A 20262-nucleotide genomic window follows, 5' to 3' on the forward strand; every position below is an offset into this window, starting at 1 on the left:
CAAGATCATATTTTCCAACTTTATTTTGAAATACTCATCATATTATCACTGATAATTGCTATTTTATCTTTTGATATATATTTTATACTATTTATTATATGTTCTGTAATAAATGATTTTATTATTTTTCCATTTTTCAGATTAAAAATTATTACTTTATTCCCATCTGTTATTATTAACTCATTTTTATTTATGTTTATTGTTTTGATTTCTTTAAATGGGTGCATGATAATATTTTCTATATCACCTGTAAATATGTTGTATATAAATATATTCGATTTTATGTCTTCTACCAGTATTTTATATTCATCTTTTATGGGGATAGTCTTTTTTATTGGATTTAAGATCGTTATTGATTTTATATATGGTTCTTTTTGCCAGTTATGGATTAAAATTCTATTTCCTGGTTTTGTGTTTATGCTTCCACTTAATCCATAATACGATATTATATACTTATTATTATAAGAAAGATATATTTCCTGTATTAACCCAAAATGCCCTTTGAATTTTTTCACTTCTTTTTTATTTTTATAATCATATTTTACTATTTCATATTCTCTATTTCCATAATATATATACTCTCCATCAAATTCTGCTGTTTTTTGTACTTTTTTATCTTTATATAACAAATTTCCTGTTTTTAAATTATATAATTCAATTGTTCCATTTTCACATGAAATAAATAATTTATCTTTTATTATTTTTATTTTCGATAGATAATCTTCTAGCTCTTTTTTTAAAATTATTTGCCCTTCTTTTTTTATTGTTAGTTCTGCATATTCATTTTCTATTATTTCATAACCATTTTGAATATCGTAATATTTTATATTTTCGTCGTAGGTTTTGTATTTTTCTAAATTCATATGTTTATATACAATATCTTTTCCTTGAATCTTCGCATTATCTTCTAAAAGATAGAAAGTTATATAATCTTCATCGCTTTTTATAAAATATTCATCTGTTAATATCACCTTATTTTTTGCAGGATTAAATCCTGCATCTTTTTCATATTCAATTTTGAAATCTTTTAAATTTATTTTTTGAATTATCCCTTTTCCGTATAATACGTATAACGCATTTATTTTTTTGTTTGTTGATATGTCATATATATATTTATTGTCACTAAAATTCTTTATTACCTTTAATGTTTTTTTGTTTAGTACGCTTACTTTATCAATACCAGATAAGATTATTATATATTTATTTGTTCCCAGTATTTTTCTTATAGGTTCATTTGATATTTTTACAATTTTACTTTCCACTATTATATTCCCATCTGTTGTTCCAAGTATAATTTTTCCATCTGTTTCATTTACTGTAGATATATATTTGTCATAATTTATAGTTTTTATATATTCTCCGTTTTCAAGACTATATTCTTTTATTTCTTTTCCAGTGATTAATAGCAATTTGTTTCTACTTTCAGAAATAAAACCAATATTTATATTCCTCAGTTTATTATCAATTTTAAATAATTCTGATTTTTTTTGTAAATTATATAAATTTAAACTTATTAAACCATTTGCTGTTAATAAATAATTTTTCGAAATTGTTATAAAATTTCCTTTAAATAATTCTAATTTCTTCTCCTTTAAATCATATATTGCCGTATATGAATATATGTTCTCATTTGTATTTTTATTTAATACCATTCTATTATTTGAATCAACATAAAACCGATTTGAGTATATGTCTTTTATCTTTATAAATTTTTTCAAATTTACATTTATATTATTTTTTTCGTTATAATATGTAAAAAATTCTTTCATGTAATTAAAGTTATTATTTTCAGATTCTAGCCATTGTATCCAGCTAATCATATATGGCATTATATTATCTTTTAATTGTTTTTTATTCCATTTTTGTATGTTTATATAAAATTTTTTAAATCTATCTATTCCATAATGTTTAATAAAAAAACCTATAAATGATGCACCAAATGTATATCCGTTTTTCCAATTTAAAAATATTTTTTTATATAACTCATCATAAGTCAGATTTCTATATTCTGAAGAATATTTAATCATATATTTAGCATAAAAGTGATATTTTGATCCTAAATCAAAACCATCATTAATATATTTAAACCAATTTGCAAAACCTTCTTTAAAAAAGGAATTCCCGCCATTCAGAAGATATGAATCAATTGCATGTACAATTTCATGTTTTAAATTAACCGGTGTTCCAAAAATTACTTTATTATTCCAAAAACCACCTATTTGATAATCAGATAATCCTATTACTTCTTTTCTTGTATCAAACAAAATTACCTGAATTTTTTTATTGAACATCTTTGATTTAAAAATCTCTGCTAAATTTTCTATTTCTTTTTGATAATATGATGCGATTTCAATAATGTAAGGAGCAAAACTGGTATTCTTTTCAAAGTAAAATTCCAGATTTTTAGTAGTATATTTCGCATAATTTTTGTTAGCATATTTATATACCGAATTTACTTTTTTTTTATCTAGTTCAATACAAAAACCTATGGTTATAGAAAAAATAAAAATTAATAATAATATATATTTTTTTTTCATAAAAATATCTTCTCCTAATTTATAACATGCTAAATTTTCGATGGATTTTCAAAATTTGTTTTTATAAACCACACATTGATTTTTACTCCATCTATTTCTTCTATTTCATGTTTGAAATCTTCTATTGCTTCTGAATATATCACAAGCCAGCCTTCTTTTAAACCACTTCTTTTTAAATATTCTACTAATTGTTTTTTTGCTATTTCATATTCGTATTTTATTATATTTGCCTTTACTTCTATTAGATATTCTTTTTCTTTATACATTACCATTAAATCTATTCTTCCTCCACCTATTTGTGTTTCTGGATATACTTTCCCATCAAGCAATCCCATGTATGTACTTAAAAATTGATCCAAATTGTATTGATATACTCCTTCATAATAATTTCTGCCTTTGAACATTACAGCTCCTCTGCTTTTTATATACTCTATATATCTTTTGAATAACTCATTGAGTTTTAAGTTTCCGTCTTTATCTATATATTTTTTCAGGTTATCTTCATATTCTAATATTTTTTTTCTTTCTCCATTTATTTTTGGTTTGAAATGATTATATAATTTTTTGTAGTATAACGGTACTTTTACACAACATTTCCCTTCACAATCATCTATTACTCCATGTAAATACAGAAATTTTATTCTTTCATCACTTATATCAAATTCAACGCTTTCTGGTTCAAATAGTATCTGCATTACTATTTCTTTTTCTTCGTGTGCTTTTGATATTATATTTTCCATATTTTTGTCTATGTATTTTTTTATATAGTCATATAATGTTTTTTCAAAATGCTTTTCTGTTATTATCTTTTCTCCTTTTGCTTTTTTTACCACTAAATCATATGCAAGACCATTGGTTAGTCCAGGTTGCCCTGCTGCGTTATGCCATATTAATTCTTTTACCTTTTCATCGAATATTTGCCCTGTTTCTTTTTCATGTTGTGAGAGTAAGTCATATACCTGTTCTTTTGTAAAGTATGGTACTTCCATATGTTCTGCTATATTAAACGGACTGGCATTGTCTTCCAATACTCCGCTTAAATAACTTACGCTGATTAATATTACACTTCGAAGTTTGTACATCTCTTTTTTATGATATATTTTTCTTATTACATGCAATAATGTATTCATTATTTCTTCGTTATTTAATTTTTCAAATTCATCTATCATTAATACTACTTCTTTTCCAGTTTTTTTATATATCTCCTCAAATATATTTTTTATCATTCTTATTTTTTGAGATTTTGTTTCAAGAGTTATATTGTATTTTTCTGCTTCTTCTATTATTTCTTCATAAAAGGTTTCTATAAACTCTTCTTCCGTTTTCATATTTTTATAATCTTCAAAGGATAAAAAAATGGTTATATATTTATCCTTTATCTTCTCAACTATATCATTTAATAACGTGGTTTTCCCACTCTGTCTTGGTGCAGATACTGTAAAGTATCTCCAATTTTCTATATGATTAAGCGCTTCTGCCATTATATCCGGTCTTTCAACATAATAACATGTTTTCTTATCAACAGGTCCTGATGTACAAAACGTCCTCATCATTTCCACCTCCACACAGTAAATAGGCATAAATATTATATCACAATATGCTTATTCTAATTTAAACAAATATTTTAAAAATTTCAAAGAAACACATTTAAGTTTTTTTATTGTCTTTTTTCTATATAAAATGGAAAATTTTTTCATTTTTTCTTGTTTGGAATGTAAATATTTTCATGAGAGAATGAAAACGTTGAAATTTTATAAGGGGGGAATCTTATGAAAAAAGTTATGGTAACCTTGGGAATATTGGTATTGTTAGTAAGTACTTTTTTTGGTGCAAGATATGCAAGGAATGAAACTTTGTACGTTGGGGGAGGATTATGGGAACCACCAAGTAACTGGAATCCATTCCTTCCATGGGGTTCAGTCTCAGGGACGATAGGGTTAGTTTATGAAACACTTTTCAACTATGATCCAATTACAGGTCAAATGGAACCATGGCTTGTAAAAGATGGAAAATGGGTAGATAAAAACACATATGAAATAACATTAAGAGATAATTTAAAATGGAGCGATGGGAAAAAATTTACAACTCAGGATGTGAAATTTACATTTGAGCTTGGTAAGAAATATGAAGATGTTTATTATCACAATCTCTGGGAAAGTCTTGACAGAATTGAGCTCGGAAGCAACAATAAAGTAAGATTCATTTTTAAAGAACCATCTTATCATTCATGGGAAGTAAATTTATACAGTATTCCTATTTTGCCAGAACACATATGGAAAAACAAATCAAAAAATGAAATCATAGAAGGTGCAAATGAATATCCTGTTGGTTCTGGTATGTATAAGGTCGAAGGCTGGAGTCAGGATAGATGTATCTTTGTTAGAAATGACGATTGGTGGGGTAATGAAGTATTTGGAAAACCCGTTCCAAAAAGGGTAATTGAAATTGTTATTTCAAGTAACAACGTTGCACTTGGTATGTTATTACAGGGAACTCTTGATTGGAGTAACTTCTTCCTTCCTGGAATACCAAGACTTGCAAAAATTTATGAAAATATTAAAACATGGTATAAAGAATCTCCATATATGTTATCTTCAAGTACAGCATATTTATTCATGAACACAAAGAAACCACCTATGGACAATGCACAATTCAGAAAAGCCGTAGCTTATGCAATTGATAAGCAGAATATAGTTAATAAAGTTTATGAAAATCAGGTTATTGCAGCAGATTCACTTGGTTTCTTGCCAACACCTGCATGGAAAAAATACGAAGACAAAAAGGTTTTAGAAAAATATGGATTTAATTATTCACCAGCAACAGCAAAGAAATTATTGGATGAAGCAGGATATGTAGATAGAAACGGTGATGGCTGGAGAGATTTGCCAGATGGTAGCACAATTGATTTATTAATAGTTGTTCCATATGGCTGGACAGACTGGATGGAATCAGTAAAATCAATTGCTGAAGATTTAAGAAAGGTTGGAATTAAAGCTGAAGCAAAATTCCCTGATCAGGGTAAATATGAAGAAGATATGTCAACAGGAAACTTTGATATGCTCATTAATGATTACGGTTCAACAAGTTCTGTTTCACCATGGACATTATTAAATTTTGTAGCAAATCCATTGATTATGGATGAAATGTGGGATGGAAACTTTGGAAGATATGAAAATGAAAAATTGTTCTCACTTATAAAAGAAATAAACAAAACACCTTTCTCTGAAGAAGCAAAATTAAAGGAATTATTCTCAGAAGCAGAAGAAATTTTATTAAAAGAAATGCCAGCAATTCCTGTATGGCACAACGGATTGTGGTTCCAGGCAAGTACTTATGCATGGGAAAATTGGCCAGATGAAAATAATCCTTATGGTTATCCATGTAGCTGGCCAGGACAATGGCAGTTTGGAGCAGTAAAAATCTTATTAAACTTAAAAGCTAAGTAATTATAAGTTTCTTCATATACTTTGTCCTCAATATTTCGGCTGTCAGGCCACCTGGCAGCCTTTCCTGATTACCCTGTTTTTTTACTTCGTTTGGAGGTGCCATTAATGAATAGTTATTTAAAGAAAAAGTTTTCAATATACTTTTTAACCTTTTTTGTAGCAATAACAATTGACTGGGCAATACCCAGATTTATGCCAGGTAATCCTGTTGCATTGCTTATGGGCAGATTTGCAGCAATGCCAGGTTCAAGACAATTAATGATGTCTTACTTTACTGAAGCATTTGGATTAAACAAACCGCTTTTAACTCAATATATAGATTTCTGGAAAGCCTTCTTTCACGGTGATCTTGGCGTAAGTTTATATCTTTATCCAAAACCTGTTATGGAAGTAATAAAAGAGGCTATTCCATATGATTTAATGTTATTATTGCCATCAATATTATTAAGCTGGATTGTTGGGAATAAACTCGGTGCTTATGCCATAAAGAATAAATTCGTGGAAAAGGTTATTATTCCTCTTTCTTACTTTTTTACAGCAATGCCATACTTCTGGTTTGCTATTATTTTAGCCTGGTTTTTAGGTGTTGTAAATCCTATATTTCCAATTTCAGGTGCTTATAGTTATTCAATAAATCCTGAATGGTCTGTAGATTTTATCCTTGACTTTCTTTCACACTGGATATTGCCATTTTTATCATTATTTATGGTAATGCTTGGCGGTTGGGCTATAGGTATGAGAAATATGATTATTTATGAAGTTGAATCAAATTACTCAAGATATATGAGAAGTTTAGGATTATCTCAGCGTTTGAGATTAAATTATGCATACAAAAATGCTTTGCTTCCACAAATTACAGGTCTTGCTTTACAATTGGGAACAATAGTTGCAGGAGCCTTAACAACAGAGGTTGTTTTTTCATATCCTGGAATTGGTTATTTATTATTACAGGCAATTTTACATCAGGATTATTTCCTTATCCAGGGTTGTTTCTTATTTATAGTTCTTGGTGTATTAATAGCTAATTTTATTGTTGATATAGTTTATGTATTAATCGATCCACGTGTAAAAGCTTCATTTGTAGAAGGGGCGTGAGGAAATGAAAGAATGGTTGAAAAATCATGAAGGGTTATATTATACCTTTACAAATAGACGTGTAATTTTTGGGAGCATTGTATTGATATTTTTTGTTTTGCTTGCAATAATTGGACCAATGATTGCAAAATTTGATCCGCTTGATACCTCAAGCATGCCATATTCTCCGCCAAATTCCACCAACTGGCTTGGAACAACAACCTTTGGTCATGATATATTTTCACAACTTGTCTATGGTTTAAGAAGTTCATTATACCTTGGAATAATAGGCGGTGGAATTGCTACAATAGTGGGACTTATAATTGGATTTATATCCGGCTATTTAGGGGGATTTTCAGATGAATTCTTAATGATGATTACAAATATCATGATGGTAATTCCTACTATGGCATTACTGATTATAATTGCAGCTTATTTACCATATAGAGGCGTTACAATAGAAAGTATAATAATTGGTTTAACCAGCTGGCCGTGGACAGCCCGTGCTGTAAGATCACAAACACTTTCATTAAAATCAAGGGAATTTGTACAGCTGGCTAAAATTACAGCGGTAAAACCCATGAAAATAGTTTTTAAGGAAATAGCACCAAATATGATGTCTTATGTGTTTATGGTATTTATCCTTCAATTTGGAGGAGCAATATTATCGGCAATTGGACTTGATTTTATAGGTCTTGGTCCAACAAGGGGCGTTTCACTTGGAACCATGCTTCAACAGGCTGTATTATGGAGTGCTATTCAATTAAAAATGTGGTGGTGGGTTGTTCCACCAGGATTGGTAATAACAATCTTTGTAGGAACATTGTTCTATGTAAATACAGGATTAGACGAAGCATTTAACCCTCGTCTCAGGAAACAGTGAGGTGGTATGATGAACCCATTATTAGAGGTAAATAATCTAAAAGTTTATTATAGTACATTAAAAGGTGAAGTTAAGGCTATAGACGGTGTTTCATTTAATCTACATGAAGGTGAAGTTTTGGGAATAGCTGGAGAATCAGGTTGTGGAAAATCCACACTTGTTAATTTCTTTGTATTCCCATATGAGCCAATGCATTACGCCGGAGGCAGTGTAAAATTACGGGGAATGGAATTAACAAATCTGGCAGATAAGGATATGAATAAGATTCTCTATAAAAAGATTTCCATAATTCCTCAATATGCTTTAGATGCACTATCACCAACAAAAAAGATTAAACGTATAATCACGGATTTCCTTGCTGAACATGGTTATCAATATGATGCAAAAAAAGTAGAAGAACGTCTTGAAATGGTGAATCTTGACAAAAGTGTTTTAAACAGATATCCTGTAGAGTTATCCGGTGGGATGAAACAAAGAGTGGTTATGGTTATTTCAACTTTACTCGATCCAGATATTTTAATTGCAGATGAAGTAACCTCGGCTCTGGATGTTAGCTCGCAAAAGTTTGTAATTCAAATGCTTGAAAAGTTTATGCATGAGGGAATTGTAAAATCAATAATGTTTATAACCCATGATATTTCAGTATTATATCAAATTGCCAACAGAATTATGATTCTATACGCAGGGCATGTCGCTGAAATAGGGCCCACAGATGAAATAATAAAAAATCCAAAACATCCATATACAAAAGCACTTATAGATTCATTACCAAAGATGAATATAAAATTTGAAGAACAAAGACTTAAGAGCATTCCTGGACATCCACCAATGTTATTGAATCCACCTTCAGGATGCCGATTTGCAGATAGATGTCCAGTTGCAATTGATAAATGTAGAAAGGCTGTACCTCAGGAAAAAAGAATTGGAGAAAATCATTCTATATATTGCTGGAATGCTGGAGATGATTTAAATGATTAAAATTAAAAATTTATCTAAAACCTTTTCAAGTGGATTTATAAAAAAAGAATATGTAAAAGCGGTGGATAATGCTACATTTGAAATAGAAGATGGAAAAATTGTTTCACTTATAGGAGAATCAGGAAGCGGAAAAACTACAATTGGAAAGTTAATATTAAAATTGGTAAAACCTACTGAAGGCGAGATATTATATAAAGATAGAAATATATATGATTATAATCCCATTGAATATTATAGAAATGTTCAGGGCGTTTTTCAGGATCCATTTGCATCATTCAATCCCATTTATAAAATAGATAATATATTCGATATGCTCTTTAATAGCTTATACAATGAAATTCCAAAAAGCGAAAGGCTTGGAAGAATTGAAAAATCACTTAAAGATGTGGGATTAAATCCAAAACATATTATTGGAAAGTATCCTCATCAATTATCTGGAGGACAATTACAAAGATTATTAATAGCAAGGGCTTTAATACTTGAAAGCAAATTCCTCGTTGCCGATGAGATTATCAGTATGCTCGATGCATCAACAAGGGTTGACGTTTTAAATATTCTTGGAGATTTAAAATATAAAAATAAAATGAGTATTTTATTTATTACACATGATTTATCCCTTGGATATTACATAAGCGATTGGATGCTTATTATGTATAGGGGAACTATCGTAGAAATGGGAGATACAAAGGAAATATTTTCCAATCCTTTGCATCCATATACACAAATGCTTTTTGATTCAGTACCAACTCTGGATAAAAAATGGGATGATTCAGAAACAAGCACAGAAACAGGTGAAGAACCACCGAAAACAGGTTGTAAATTCGCACACAGATGTCCTTTTGCAACAGATAAATGTAAAACATATAATATGGAAAGCTATACAGTTAATAAAAATCATCAGGTAAGTTGTATAAAATTTGCCAACAAAAATAATTGAGAGGTGATAAGATGTTTAAAAATGATTTTTTATTTGGTGTTTCATTATCAGGAATGCAATTTGAAATGGGCTCAATAAAGGATTTAGACGATAGAACAGATTGGTATAAATGGACTACAGATAAGATGAATATAATAGCGGGAATTGTTAGTGGAGATAGAGCTGAAAATGGCTCCAATTACTGGAATCAATATGAAGAAGATCATTCAAATATGGTGAAATACGGAATGAATGCTATTAGAATTGGCGTTGAATGGTCAAGAATATTCCCTGAAAGCACAGAAAATATATTTGCAAAGATTGAGCGCGATGGTGATAAAATATATAATGTAGAGGTTACAGAAGAAACAATTTCTGAATTAGAAAAAGTTGCTAATATGGAAGCCGTTGAACATTATAAAAAGATATTAAAGGATTTGAAAAATAAAGGAATTCATGTTATACTGGATTTAACCCATTTCAGTTTACCTGTATGGCTTCATGATCCTATAAAAGTTCAAAGAAAAGGTTTATGGAATGTTAAGGAACAGGGGTGGGTATCAACATTATCTGTAACAGAACTTGCTAAGTTTGCAGGTTTCTGTGTAAAACACTTTGATGAATTTGTAGATGAATGGAGCAGCATGAATGAACCACAAATTGTCTCCTCTCTTGGATATCTTCTGGTAAAATCAGGATTCCCACCAGCATATCCAGATGAAAAAGCATATAAATTAAGCATGATAAATCAGGCTCAGGCACATGCAAGAGCATATGACGTTATAAAAAAATACACAGATAAACCTATGGGACTTGTATACTCATTTACACCTGTTTATCCAGAAAGTGATGAAGCTGGAGACTGTGTGGCAAAAGCTCTTGATTTCTATAACTTCTGGTTTATGGACATGATTACATATGGAAATGTAGACGGTGAAATAAGGGAAGATATGAAGAACAAAATCGACTTTATAGGTGTCAACTATTATACAAGAGCTGTTATTGCAAAAGATGAAAACTCAGAAGAAGGATGGACTGTATTAAGCGGCTATGGCTACGATTGCGAACCATATTCAAAATCAAAAGCCGGATTTCCAACAAGCGAAATGGGCTGGGAAATATATCCAGAAGGAATATACGAGGTTTTAAAATTCCTCAATGAAAGATATAATTTAAGAATGATAGTTACGGAAAATGGAACAGCGGATTCAGAAGATAGGGTAAGACCTTTCTTTGTATTATCTCATTTAAATCAAATTGAAAAAGCCGCTGAAGAAGGAATAAAAATAGAAGGATATCTTCACTGGTCATTAATAGATAATTTCGAATGGGCTGAAGGATTCTCAAAGAGATTTGGACTTATGAAGGTTGATTATGAAACTAAAAAACGAACACCAAGACCAAGTTTATTGGTATATGCAGATATTATAAAAAATAAAACTACAAAGCATTTAATTGACAGTGTTTTCTATATGAAATGATTTAAGTTAGGAGGCGTTTTGCCTTGAAAATAACCATAAAAGATGTTGCAAGAGAAGCCAATGTTTCCATTGCAACGGTATCCAGAGTATTAAATGGAACAGGTAAGGTTAATAAAAAAACAAAAGAACAGGTATTAAAAGCTGTTAAAAAGCTTGGTTATAAAACTTCCACAATTCCACTGGCACAGGATCTCAAGATTATAGGGATCCTCGTGCCGGATCTTTTTGCATATCATTATAGTGAAATTATAGAAGGAGCTACAGAAACATTAAGAAAAAATGGTTATGGTTCTATAATTGCCACATTTAATGGTCGTATTCTCGAAGAAGAGGTTGCAATTGAATACTTTTTTACAAGAAGGGTATATGGAGTAATAGTCTGCACATCAGAAGAAGATGATGAAAAATTAAGAAGATTACTCGATATAGCCATTCCAGTGGTTACTGTAGACAGAGAAAATACTGATTTCAGGTTTGACTCTGTAAACATAGACAATTATCTTGGTGGAAAAATGGTTGCAAAATATTTACTGTCAAAAGGACATAAAAAATTCTTACACATTACCGGAGATATTGATTTATACTCAATTAGATATAGAAGAGACGGCTTCAAATATCAAATAGAAAAATCAGGTGGAAGAGTAAATGTTCTTGAATCAAGCTTTACAACAGGAACAACTTATAAAAAACTAAAAGAATATATAAGAAAAAACGGTGTTGATTTTACAGCAATATTCACATCAGACGATTTAATTGCTCTTGAAACATTAAAGGTATTATACGATGAAGGAATTAAAGTACCCGATGATGTTTCAGTAATGGGATTTGATGATGGTTATATGGCACAATTTAGCATTCCACCATTAACAACAGTAAAGCAGCCAAGAAAAGAAATGGGAAAAATGGCTGCAAGATTGTTAATTGATAGGCTAAATCCCGAAAAAAGAAATAGCGTTGTTAGAAAAATGATGATGTCCCTTGAAATAGTTGAAAGGGAATCTGTAAAAAATATTGAGAGGTGATTATATGGAAAAAATAGGTGTTGTTATTGATTCAGGTTGTGACCTTCCAAAAGATATAGCTGAAAAACATAATGTAAGAATTCTTCCTTTACGAACATTTATAAATGGTGAAGAATATGAAGACGGGACATTTAGTGAAGAATTTCTCTTCGAACATTTAGATGAAGATGTTAAAACATCACTGCCAAAACCAGAAAAAATTAAAGAAACTATGGAAAATATGATTAATGAAGGTTATAAAAAAATTCTTACATTTAACATTTCACATGGTTTAAGCGGCTCTTATAATATATTTACAATGGTATCAAGGGAATTAAGGGAAAAATATCCAGATGTAAGAATAGAAAATATCGATACACTAAATATTTCCATTGGTTCAGGTATTATAGTATATAGAGCTTTAGAATATATAGAACATGGTTTTTCATATGATGAAATACTGGAAAAAGTGAAAAAAGACATTAATAACGCTACCGTATTTTATGTTATCCCAACATTAAAATACCTTGCAAGAGGAGGAAGGATAGGAAAGGTTTCTGCTGCTATTGGAAACTTTCTCGATGTTAAGCCTATAATTTCTGTTAACGAAGAGGGAATCTATTATACAGTGGCTAAAGTAAGAAACATTAGAAGAGCTGTTAATGCCATGTATGAGGAATTCTTGAAATTCGTTGGGGAGAGGGATTTTTATGCTGTTGTTAGTATTACAGGAAAATCAGAAAAGGCTGTATCTTTGCAGAACATGTTATTTTCAAAAATGAGAGCACTTGAAAATTCTTTAAAGGTTTTTATGTGGGATGTTTCTGCAACATTGGCTGTTCATACAGGACCGGATCTTGTTGGAATTGGAATTTTAAGGATATAAAATTTTTATCATAGGTGATACAGATGAAAAAAGGATTTTATTTCCTATTGATAATTATTATCATCTTAATTCTAATATCCTGCGAAAAAGGAGAAAAAGATATGCAAAACAACTATATATTACATAAGGATATCACCGTTACAATATTCTGGGTTGGAGAAGATGCCAGCGAAGAAAATGGCTATATCACCAACACTCCAAGCGCATGGGACGAAAAATGGACAGAACATTATGGCGGCATAGACGATCCAGATAACAGAAACGGTTATTATCCTGCAGGATTTATCCCAAAAGAAAATCCATTCTATTTTGCTTTACCATATAATGATTTCGATGAAAACGGAAATAGAAAAAAAGAAGCATATGAAATTATTCCATGGGCCAAAGAAAAGAAATGGGGAAATCTGGAATCTATGTGCAAAAACAGATGGATAAAGATAATAAAAGGCGATAAAGTCGCTTATGCACAATGGGAAGATGTTGGCCCATTTAATGAAGACGATAAAGAATATGTTTTTGGAAATTCAAAACCTAAAAATACCATAAACAATTATGCAGGATTGGATGTTTCACCTGCTGTAAGGGATTATCTTAACTTAAAAGACATTGATAAAATAGACTGGCAATTTGTTGATGAAAAAGACGTTCCAGATGGTCCGTGGAAAGAAATAATTATAACAAGTCAAATATACTGGGAATAAAGAAAAAGGTCCGGATAAAACCGGACCTTTTATTATTAGCTATTTATTATATTATGCATTACCTGCTATATCAATTTCAGAAATAATTACTGATGGTGCTATTGTACTGCTAAATGAAATCCACATATCGTTTCCTGCTTCTTCAATCTTTGATAATACATCAAGGAAATTACCGGAAATTGTAATCTGTTCCACACCACTTACTATTTTACCGTTTTCTACCTTTAATCCCTGTGCTCCAAGTGAAAATTCACCGGAAATAGGATTTGCACCTGAATGTAAGCCTTCAAGAGAAGTAATTATAATACCATCTCCCAGAGTTTCAACAAGTTCATCAAAATTCTTCTTTCCAGGTTCAAAATACATATTAACAGGTGCAATACCCCTTCCAAGAGCATTACCTGTAGATTCCTTACCCTCTTTTTTAGCTGTTTTTAAGTTATATAAAAATGTTTTAAATACACCATTTTCAAGTATTGTTTTTTCCTGTGTAGGAACGCCTTCACTGTCAAATGGAGCATTGTTTAAAGAACCTTCATAATATGGAATATCTTTAATATTTACAATATCGCTTCCAATCTTTTCACCAAGTTTTTCCTTCAATGGTGACATATTTTTCTGTGCGTTTTCAGCTGAAATCATAGGAATAAGCATAGTTGCCAATAAACTGGTAAATTCGTCACTTCTAATAATAACTCTATATTTCCCGCTTTTCACCGATTTTGAACCTATTTTGGCTATAGCCTCTTCAGCTGCTCTTTTTCCAATTGCCTCAAGGTCTAATTTTTCAGGTTTTGGAGCAATTCCAAACCAGAATCCTGATCTTGGTGATTCGTCTTTTGCCACAACTGAAGCATATGCATATCCGCCATCGCCTTTATAACTCTTTTCCAATCCTAATGTATTTGCAATAATAATTTCAGATGTTTGGTGAGCAAACATTGCCATTGGAACCATCACAATTCTTTCATCTTTACCTGCTGCTTCTGACATTTTATATAATCTATCCAATTTTTCCTTTACGCTTAACTTTTCAAATTCACCATAATATGATTCAAATTCAGGATACTTCCCAGAACCGTCATAAAAAAGATTTTCTTCTTCTGAATCTATTATTTCATAATTTGTAATTGCTTCTTCCACTAACTTTTCAGGAGTATCAAATATCGTTGTTGAAGCTGTTCCTATCTTTCCATCCTTTAATACCGTTAAAGAAATTGAATTGCTATTTGCATCTTTATACTCATCCAATTCTCCATTGCCCAATCTTAAAGAAAATTCATATGTTCCATTATATGAAATCTGTGCTTCAAAACCTTTTTCTTTTGCTAATTTAAATGCTTTATCTTTAAATTCATTGAATGTCATTTATTTCGCCCCCCAACGATAATTTCAGAAACCCTTATTGTTGGCTGTCCTACATCAGCAGGAATGCTTCCTGAAATGGAACCACACATTCCCTGACCACGTTTTATATCGTTTCCAACCATATCTATCTTTTGAATTATTTCATAACCTTTTCCTATTAAAGTTGCACCTCTAACTGGTTTTGTTATTTTACCGTTTTCTATTAAATATCCTTCATTAACTGCAAAATTAAATTCGCCTGTTGATGGATTTACAGAACCTCCACCAAGTCTTTTTGCATATAATCCATATTCTGTATTTGCTATTATTTCTTCTGGGTGATAATCACCTGGCAAAATAAATGTATTTGTCATTCTTGAAGTTGGTGCAAATGTATAATCCTGCCTTCTTGCGCTACCAGTGGATTTCATACCCATTTTTCTTGCACCAAGCTTATCTATCATATATCCTTTTAAAATACCATTTTCAATTAATACATTCCTCTGTGTTGGCGTTCCTTCATCATCTACATTTAAAGAACCCCATGCATTTGGAATTGTTCCATCATCAACTGCAGAAACGCATTCTGCTGCAACCTTTTCTCCCAATTTACCTGCAAATACAGATGCGCCTTTTGCTACAGCTGTTGCCTCTAAAGCATGTCCAACAGCTTCATGGAAAATAACACCACCAAATTCATTTGAAATAACAACAGGATATTTCCCAGCTGGTGCTGGTTCTGCCTTAACCATTCTTGCAGCTGTTCTCGCAGCTACCTTTCCAGCTTCTTCTACATCTATAACATTAAAAAATTCAAATCCCATTCCTGCTCCAGGGCCATAAAATCCTGATTCCATAACGCCATTATGTTCTGCAACAGCATTTATCATTAATCTTGTTCTTACCCTATTATCTTCAACAAAAACACCTTCTGAGTTTGCTATTAATACATTTTGATCATATTCCCAATAATATACAACTACCTGAGATATTAAGTCTGAGTAATTTTTTGCTGCATTATATGCTCTCTTCATTACAGCAACCTTTTTTCTTTTTGAAATATCTTCAGGATACAAAAATACAGGATGTTTATTTTCATATTCTGTTTTGTTTAAATTTAAAACAAGGTCTTCTACCTTTATTTCACCAAGAGCTTCTCCAACTCTTTTGGCTACACTTAATAATGACTCTCTTGAAAGATCATTGGTATATGCATATACTGCCTTTGTTCCTAAAAATCCTCTAACCCCAACTCCAAATCGATTCCCTGTTGTTGCACTTTCAAGACTTCCATTCTTCATAGTAAAGTTATTTGTATATCTTTTCTCAACAAATACTTCGGCAAAATCTCCGCCGTGTTTGAGAACGGTTCCTATAATATCCTGTACAAGCTCTTTACTTAACACCATTTCACCCCCGAATATTTTGTTATGATATCATTATAACATAAGAACCCATAATTCGCAAAGCGAATTATGGGTTCTTATTTTTGATTATAATCACATAACTCTTTTATTGGACAAATATCGCACTTCGGATTCCTCGCCTTACAAATATTTCTTCCATGATAAATTAACCAGTGATGCGCCTGTCCCCACAAATTCTTTGGAATTTCCTTCATTAAATCCTCTTCGGTTTTTTTAACATCCTTTGCATTTGCCAGTCCAATTCTATTTGCAACTCTAAAGACATGTGTATCAACCGCAATTGCATCTTTTCCAAAAGCTACGCTTAAAATCACATTTGCTGTTTTCCTTCCAACTCCCGGCAATTCCATTAACTCTTCTCTCGTTTGTGGAATTTCTCCATTGTACTTTTCAACCAAAATCTGACATGTTTTTATAATATTCTTGCTTTTTGTTTTGTATAATCCAACACCTTTAATGTATTCCTCAAGCTCCTCAGGATTGAATTTAGCAAAATCATACGGTGTTTTAAACCTTTTAAACAACTCTGGTGTAACTTTATTTACCTGATTATCTGTAGTTTGTGCTGAAAGCATTACAGCAATTAACAATTCGAAATTATTACTATATTTCAACGCTGTTTTCGATTCGGGATAGGTTTCTGATAGTATTTTTAATATCTTTTTTATTTCCGATTTTGATTTTTTCATTTATTTTATCACCTCGATATTTATTATATCATATTTATCCTATCCTGATTTTAGACGATTAAAGTTATGGTATAATAGATAAAGAATGTTACTTTTAATATAAAAAGTTTTAACTTTTCAGGAGGGCTATAATGAACCTAAGGCAATTATTTGAGAATAAAAAATTCGAAAAGGTTATTAATCTATTTTATTCGAAAAAAGATAGAACAGAAGAAGAATACATAATCGCAGCTTTAGCTTTTTTAAATTTGAATAAAGTTAACAAAGCTATTTCTACCTTAAAAGAACTTTTAAGAAAGAATCCTGATAACTTAGATGCTCTTTTTAATTTAACCACTATATACTATAAAAAGAAAAATTGGAACAGGATTAAAGAATTTGGTTTAAAATACTTTGAAAAAGATCCAGATGATTGGGCTATTAATGATATATTGGCTGAGGTCTGGCTATTTGAAGGAGATTTTGATAAAGCTATTACATATTTAGAAAATGCTTTTAAAGCTGCTCCTAAAGAAATGACAAAATATTTTGAAGCAAGAATATCTTTTTTTAAAAATAAAATAACCAATGCTAAGAAACTGCCTAAATTAGCCTTTATCTGTGCTAAAGGGCTGGATAATTTTATTAATGAAATTATAGAAGGTTTATCAGAAAATTATTGGGTAAGAAAATTTGTTGTAACCACAGATAAAGAAATCTATTCTGCTATTGACTGGGGAGATATTATCTGGTTTGAATGGGCTAATGAAGTTGCTATAATCGGCAGCAATTATTCTCAAACACAGATTAAACCAGTAATATTGCGTTTACACAGTTATGAAGCTTTAAGTTATTACCCAACAAAAATAAACTGGAATAATATTGACAAATTAATTCTGGTCGCTGAACATATTAGAGATATTATAAAAATGTATATGCCTGATATTGAAAACATGGTAGATATTGAAATAATTCCAAATGGGATAGATATTGAAACAATAAACTTTAAAAAACGCCAAAAAGGATTTAATATTGCCTGGGTTGCACACATTTCTCATAAAAAAAATCCTCCTATGATGCTTCAAATTATAAAAAAATTAGTTGAGAAAGATAATAGATATAAGCTTCATATTGCTGGCGATTTTCAGGATATGAGATATGAAATATACTTAAAACATATGGTAAAAGAAATGAATCTTGAAAATAACGTCATTTTTTATGGTTGGGTTGATGATATGGATGAATGGTGGGAAGATAAAAATTACTTACTCTCCACAAGTGTTCATGAAGGTCATCCTTATAATATTATGGAAGGAATGGCGAGAGGTCTTAAACCTGTTATTCATAATTATTATGGCAGTAAAAAACAATGGCCAGAAAATTTAATATTTAACACAGTTGATGAAGCAGTAAATTTGATTTTAAATGCTGATTATAATCCTGAAGAATATAGAAGATTTGTTGAAAAGCTATCTTTGAAAAATCAAATTTCACTAATAAAAAAAAATGTTTTAATCTATAATAAAGAACTTGAATTGATTAACAATCTCAAAAATTCTTACCTTGAAGATGATTATATGGCACTTTTATCAAAATGGTTTCATCATTCTAAAATGAATTTTTTTAAAAAAATTATGTATTATTATTATCTTATGTATTATAAAATGCCTTCATATGAAAGATTTTCAAATATGCCAGATGAAGTATACAATAAAATTTATAATAAAGGCTTCCAGCTTTTAGAAAAAATTGATTTAAATTATAAGAAGAAAAAAACTTCAAAACTTAAAAAAATCTTATGTATCCTTAATGGATTGGACTTGCATCAATCTCCAATAAAAATGCATTACTTAATCGCTAAAGAATTTAAAAAATTTAACATTGAATATGAACTAATGAGCGTTTTTGGAAAATCGGATTTTTCAAATTATGATCAATCTATAGAAGCCTTAGAAAAAGATAATATTTCATATTTCATTCCTCAAGAAAAACTTTTATATAAAAAATATATTGAACTTTCTCAACATATTAATAATAATGATTATGATATAGTTATATTTACGTCATTTTATTTTTCACCATTTTCCATATTATTATATCCACTCGTAAAAACTTTAAATATTCCCGCTGGAAGATTTGTTCACCAACAACCTGAAAATTTTTTTGATGAAAAATTAGCTTTTGTTGTCAATTGGGATTATTTAAAATACCATAATAAAAATAAAAATATATTTGATTTCATATGGCCGGTTAATACTGAATTAATTAACTCCAAAAAAGAAAATATAAGAACTTTATTCAAAATTTCTTCGGAGAAAAAAATTATATTATCTTTGGGAAAAAAGATTAAATTTTTAAATCAGGATTTCTGGAATTTTATATTTAAAATTTTAGAAAATTATAAAGAATATGTGTTTGTAGCTATTGGATGTGGAAATGATATTATAGATGAATTAAACCATTTCGAATTAAAACAACTCTATAAAAAATATAAAAATAGAATTTTTTTAATAGATTATATTCCAGATGCTTATAGATTTTTAAATTCTGTTGATATATTTTTAAATACCTTCCCTCAAGGTGGAGGAAGTTCTTTAGCAGAAGCTTATTATATTGGCCTACCAATTCTTTCATTTTATAATAAAGATTTTAAAAACCCAAATCCTATCTCTAACTCATTATCTCTTATAGGTTTATATTATAATAATGCTGAAAAAATATTTCCAGAATATCCAGATATAAATGGTTTGATAAATCTTTTTGATAAAATACACAAGAATCCTGAATATTTAGATAAATACAGAAAATACAAATCTGAAGATTTATCTTTTTCTGCTTTTGTAAATAACCTAATAAATTTTTTACAAAATAAAGTTATTAAAAATAATTAATATACTATTATATTGAAAAGGAGTGA

Annotated in this window: 15 protein-coding genes; 10 read left to right on the plus strand and 5 right to left on the minus strand. The window is 29.9% G+C overall.

What is annotated here, in order from left to right; all coding sequences use genetic code 11:
- Window positions 1–20: 20 nt before the first annotated feature.
- On the minus strand, window positions 21–2537 hold the full coding sequence (locus LN42_RS05425; protein ID WP_075780462.1) for a hypothetical protein: 2517 nt from the start codon (window positions 2535–2537) through the stop codon (window positions 21–23).
- A 29-nt stretch (window positions 2538–2566) separates the two neighbouring features.
- Entirely contained in the window at window positions 2567–4087 is a 1521-nt protein-coding gene (locus tag LN42_RS05430) for an AAA-like domain-containing protein (protein WP_075780463.1), read from the minus strand.
- Between the two features lie 219 nt (window positions 4088–4306).
- Between LN42_RS05430 and LN42_RS05435 the strand changes: the two genes are divergently transcribed.
- From LN42_RS05435 to LN42_RS05475, 9 genes are all read left to right on the plus strand, one after another.
- The gene (locus tag LN42_RS05435; RefSeq protein WP_075780464.1) at window positions 4307–5983 is read left to right on the plus strand and encodes an ABC transporter substrate-binding protein; all 1677 of its coding nucleotides are present in this window, start codon (window positions 4307–4309) and stop codon (window positions 5981–5983) included.
- 105 nt (window positions 5984–6088) lie between these two features.
- Complete coding sequence (locus tag LN42_RS05440; RefSeq protein ID WP_014296510.1) at window positions 6089–7078, plus strand: ABC transporter permease; 990 nt, start codon at window positions 6089–6091, stop codon at window positions 7076–7078.
- Between the two features lie 4 nt (window positions 7079–7082).
- A complete protein-coding gene (locus tag LN42_RS05445; protein WP_014296511.1) occupies window positions 7083–7940 on the plus strand; it encodes an ABC transporter permease in 858 nt (285 codons plus the stop codon).
- A gap of 9 nt (window positions 7941–7949) precedes the next feature.
- On the plus strand, window positions 7950–8918 hold the full coding sequence (locus LN42_RS05450) for an ABC transporter ATP-binding protein (protein WP_014296512.1): 969 nt from the start codon (window positions 7950–7952) through the stop codon (window positions 8916–8918).
- On the plus strand, window positions 8911–9855 hold the full coding sequence (locus LN42_RS05455; protein ID WP_014296513.1) for an ABC transporter ATP-binding protein: 945 nt from the start codon (window positions 8911–8913) through the stop codon (window positions 9853–9855). The genes LN42_RS05450 and LN42_RS05455 overlap by 8 nt, the downstream gene beginning before the upstream one ends.
- 11 nt (window positions 9856–9866) lie before the next feature.
- Window positions 9867–11315, plus strand: a complete 1449-nt coding sequence (gene bgaS, locus LN42_RS05460) for a beta-galactosidase BgaS (protein WP_075780465.1) — start codon at window positions 9867–9869, stop codon at window positions 11313–11315.
- Window positions 11316–11338: 23 nt separating this feature from the next.
- A complete protein-coding gene (locus LN42_RS05465; RefSeq protein ID WP_014296515.1) occupies window positions 11339–12337 on the plus strand; it encodes a LacI family DNA-binding transcriptional regulator in 999 nt (332 codons plus the stop codon).
- Between the two features lie 4 nt (window positions 12338–12341).
- Entirely contained in the window at window positions 12342–13202 is an 861-nt protein-coding gene (locus LN42_RS05470; RefSeq protein ID WP_014296516.1) for a DegV family protein, read from the plus strand.
- 23 nt (window positions 13203–13225) lie between these two features.
- Window positions 13226–13903, plus strand: coding sequence for a hypothetical protein (locus tag LN42_RS05475; protein ID WP_075780466.1), 678 nt, complete (start codon window positions 13226–13228; stop codon window positions 13901–13903).
- A gap of 51 nt (window positions 13904–13954) precedes the next feature.
- Here the strand turns inward: LN42_RS05475 and LN42_RS05480 are convergent, their stop codons facing one another.
- The 3 genes from LN42_RS05480 to nth form a co-directional block, all read right to left on the minus strand.
- Window positions 13955–15271: a TldD/PmbA family protein gene (locus LN42_RS05480; protein ID WP_075780467.1), complete on the minus strand. Its 1317-nt coding sequence runs from the start codon at window positions 15269–15271 to the stop codon at window positions 13955–13957.
- Entirely contained in the window at window positions 15268–16659 is a 1392-nt protein-coding gene (locus LN42_RS05485) for a TldD/PmbA family protein (protein ID WP_217671661.1), read from the minus strand. The genes LN42_RS05480 and LN42_RS05485 overlap by 4 nt, the downstream gene beginning before the upstream one ends.
- 74 nt (window positions 16660–16733) lie before the next feature.
- Window positions 16734–17366, minus strand: coding sequence for an endonuclease III (gene nth, locus LN42_RS05490; RefSeq protein WP_075780468.1), 633 nt, complete (start codon window positions 17364–17366; stop codon window positions 16734–16736).
- Window positions 17367–17497: 131 nt separating this feature from the next.
- Between nth and LN42_RS05495 the strand changes: the two genes are divergently transcribed.
- Window positions 17498–20236, plus strand: coding sequence for a glycosyltransferase (locus LN42_RS05495; protein WP_075780469.1), 2739 nt, complete (start codon window positions 17498–17500; stop codon window positions 20234–20236).
- Window positions 20237–20262 lie beyond the last annotated feature (26 nt).

Origin of the sequence: Marinitoga sp. 1137, from assembly GCF_001941525.1 — a bacterium.
Taxonomy (GTDB): domain Bacteria; phylum Thermotogota; class Thermotogae; order Petrotogales; family Petrotogaceae; genus Marinitoga; species Marinitoga piezophila.

Bases quoted from the DNA above. Each gene is read 5' to 3' on its own strand.
- LN42_RS05430 (WP_075780463.1), bottom strand. From the start codon at position 4,087: ATGAGGACGTTTTGTACATCAGGACCTGTTGATAAGAAAACATGTTAT.
- LN42_RS05470 (WP_014296516.1), top strand. From the start codon at position 12,342: ATGGAAAAAATAGGTGTTGTTATTGATTCAGGTTGTGACCTTCCAAAA.
- LN42_RS05475 (WP_075780466.1), top strand. From the start codon at position 13,226: ATGAAAAAAGGATTTTATTTCCTATTGATAATTATTATCATCTTAATT.
- LN42_RS05480 (WP_075780467.1), bottom strand. From the start codon at position 15,271: ATGACATTCAATGAATTTAAAGATAAAGCATTTAAATTAGCAAAAGAA.
- bgaS (WP_075780465.1), top strand. From the start codon at position 9,867: ATGTTTAAAAATGATTTTTTATTTGGTGTTTCATTATCAGGAATGCAA.
- LN42_RS05445 (WP_014296511.1), top strand. From the start codon at position 7,083: ATGAAAGAATGGTTGAAAAATCATGAAGGGTTATATTATACCTTTACA.
- LN42_RS05425 (WP_075780462.1), bottom strand. From the start codon at position 2,537: ATGAAAAAAAAATATATATTATTATTAATTTTTATTTTTTCTATAACC.
- nth (WP_075780468.1), bottom strand. From the start codon at position 17,366: ATGAAAAAATCAAAATCGGAAATAAAAAAGATATTAAAAATACTATCA.
- LN42_RS05450 (WP_014296512.1), top strand. From the start codon at position 7,950: ATGAACCCATTATTAGAGGTAAATAATCTAAAAGTTTATTATAGTACA.
- LN42_RS05455 (WP_014296513.1), top strand. From the start codon at position 8,911: ATGATTAAAATTAAAAATTTATCTAAAACCTTTTCAAGTGGATTTATA.
- LN42_RS05495 (WP_075780469.1), top strand. From the start codon at position 17,498: ATGAACCTAAGGCAATTATTTGAGAATAAAAAATTCGAAAAGGTTATT.
- LN42_RS05440 (WP_014296510.1), top strand. From the start codon at position 6,089: ATGAATAGTTATTTAAAGAAAAAGTTTTCAATATACTTTTTAACCTTT.
- LN42_RS05435 (WP_075780464.1), top strand. From the start codon at position 4,307: ATGAAAAAAGTTATGGTAACCTTGGGAATATTGGTATTGTTAGTAAGT.
- LN42_RS05485 (WP_217671661.1), bottom strand. From the start codon at position 16,659: ATGGTGTTAAGTAAAGAGCTTGTACAGGATATTATAGGAACCGTTCTC.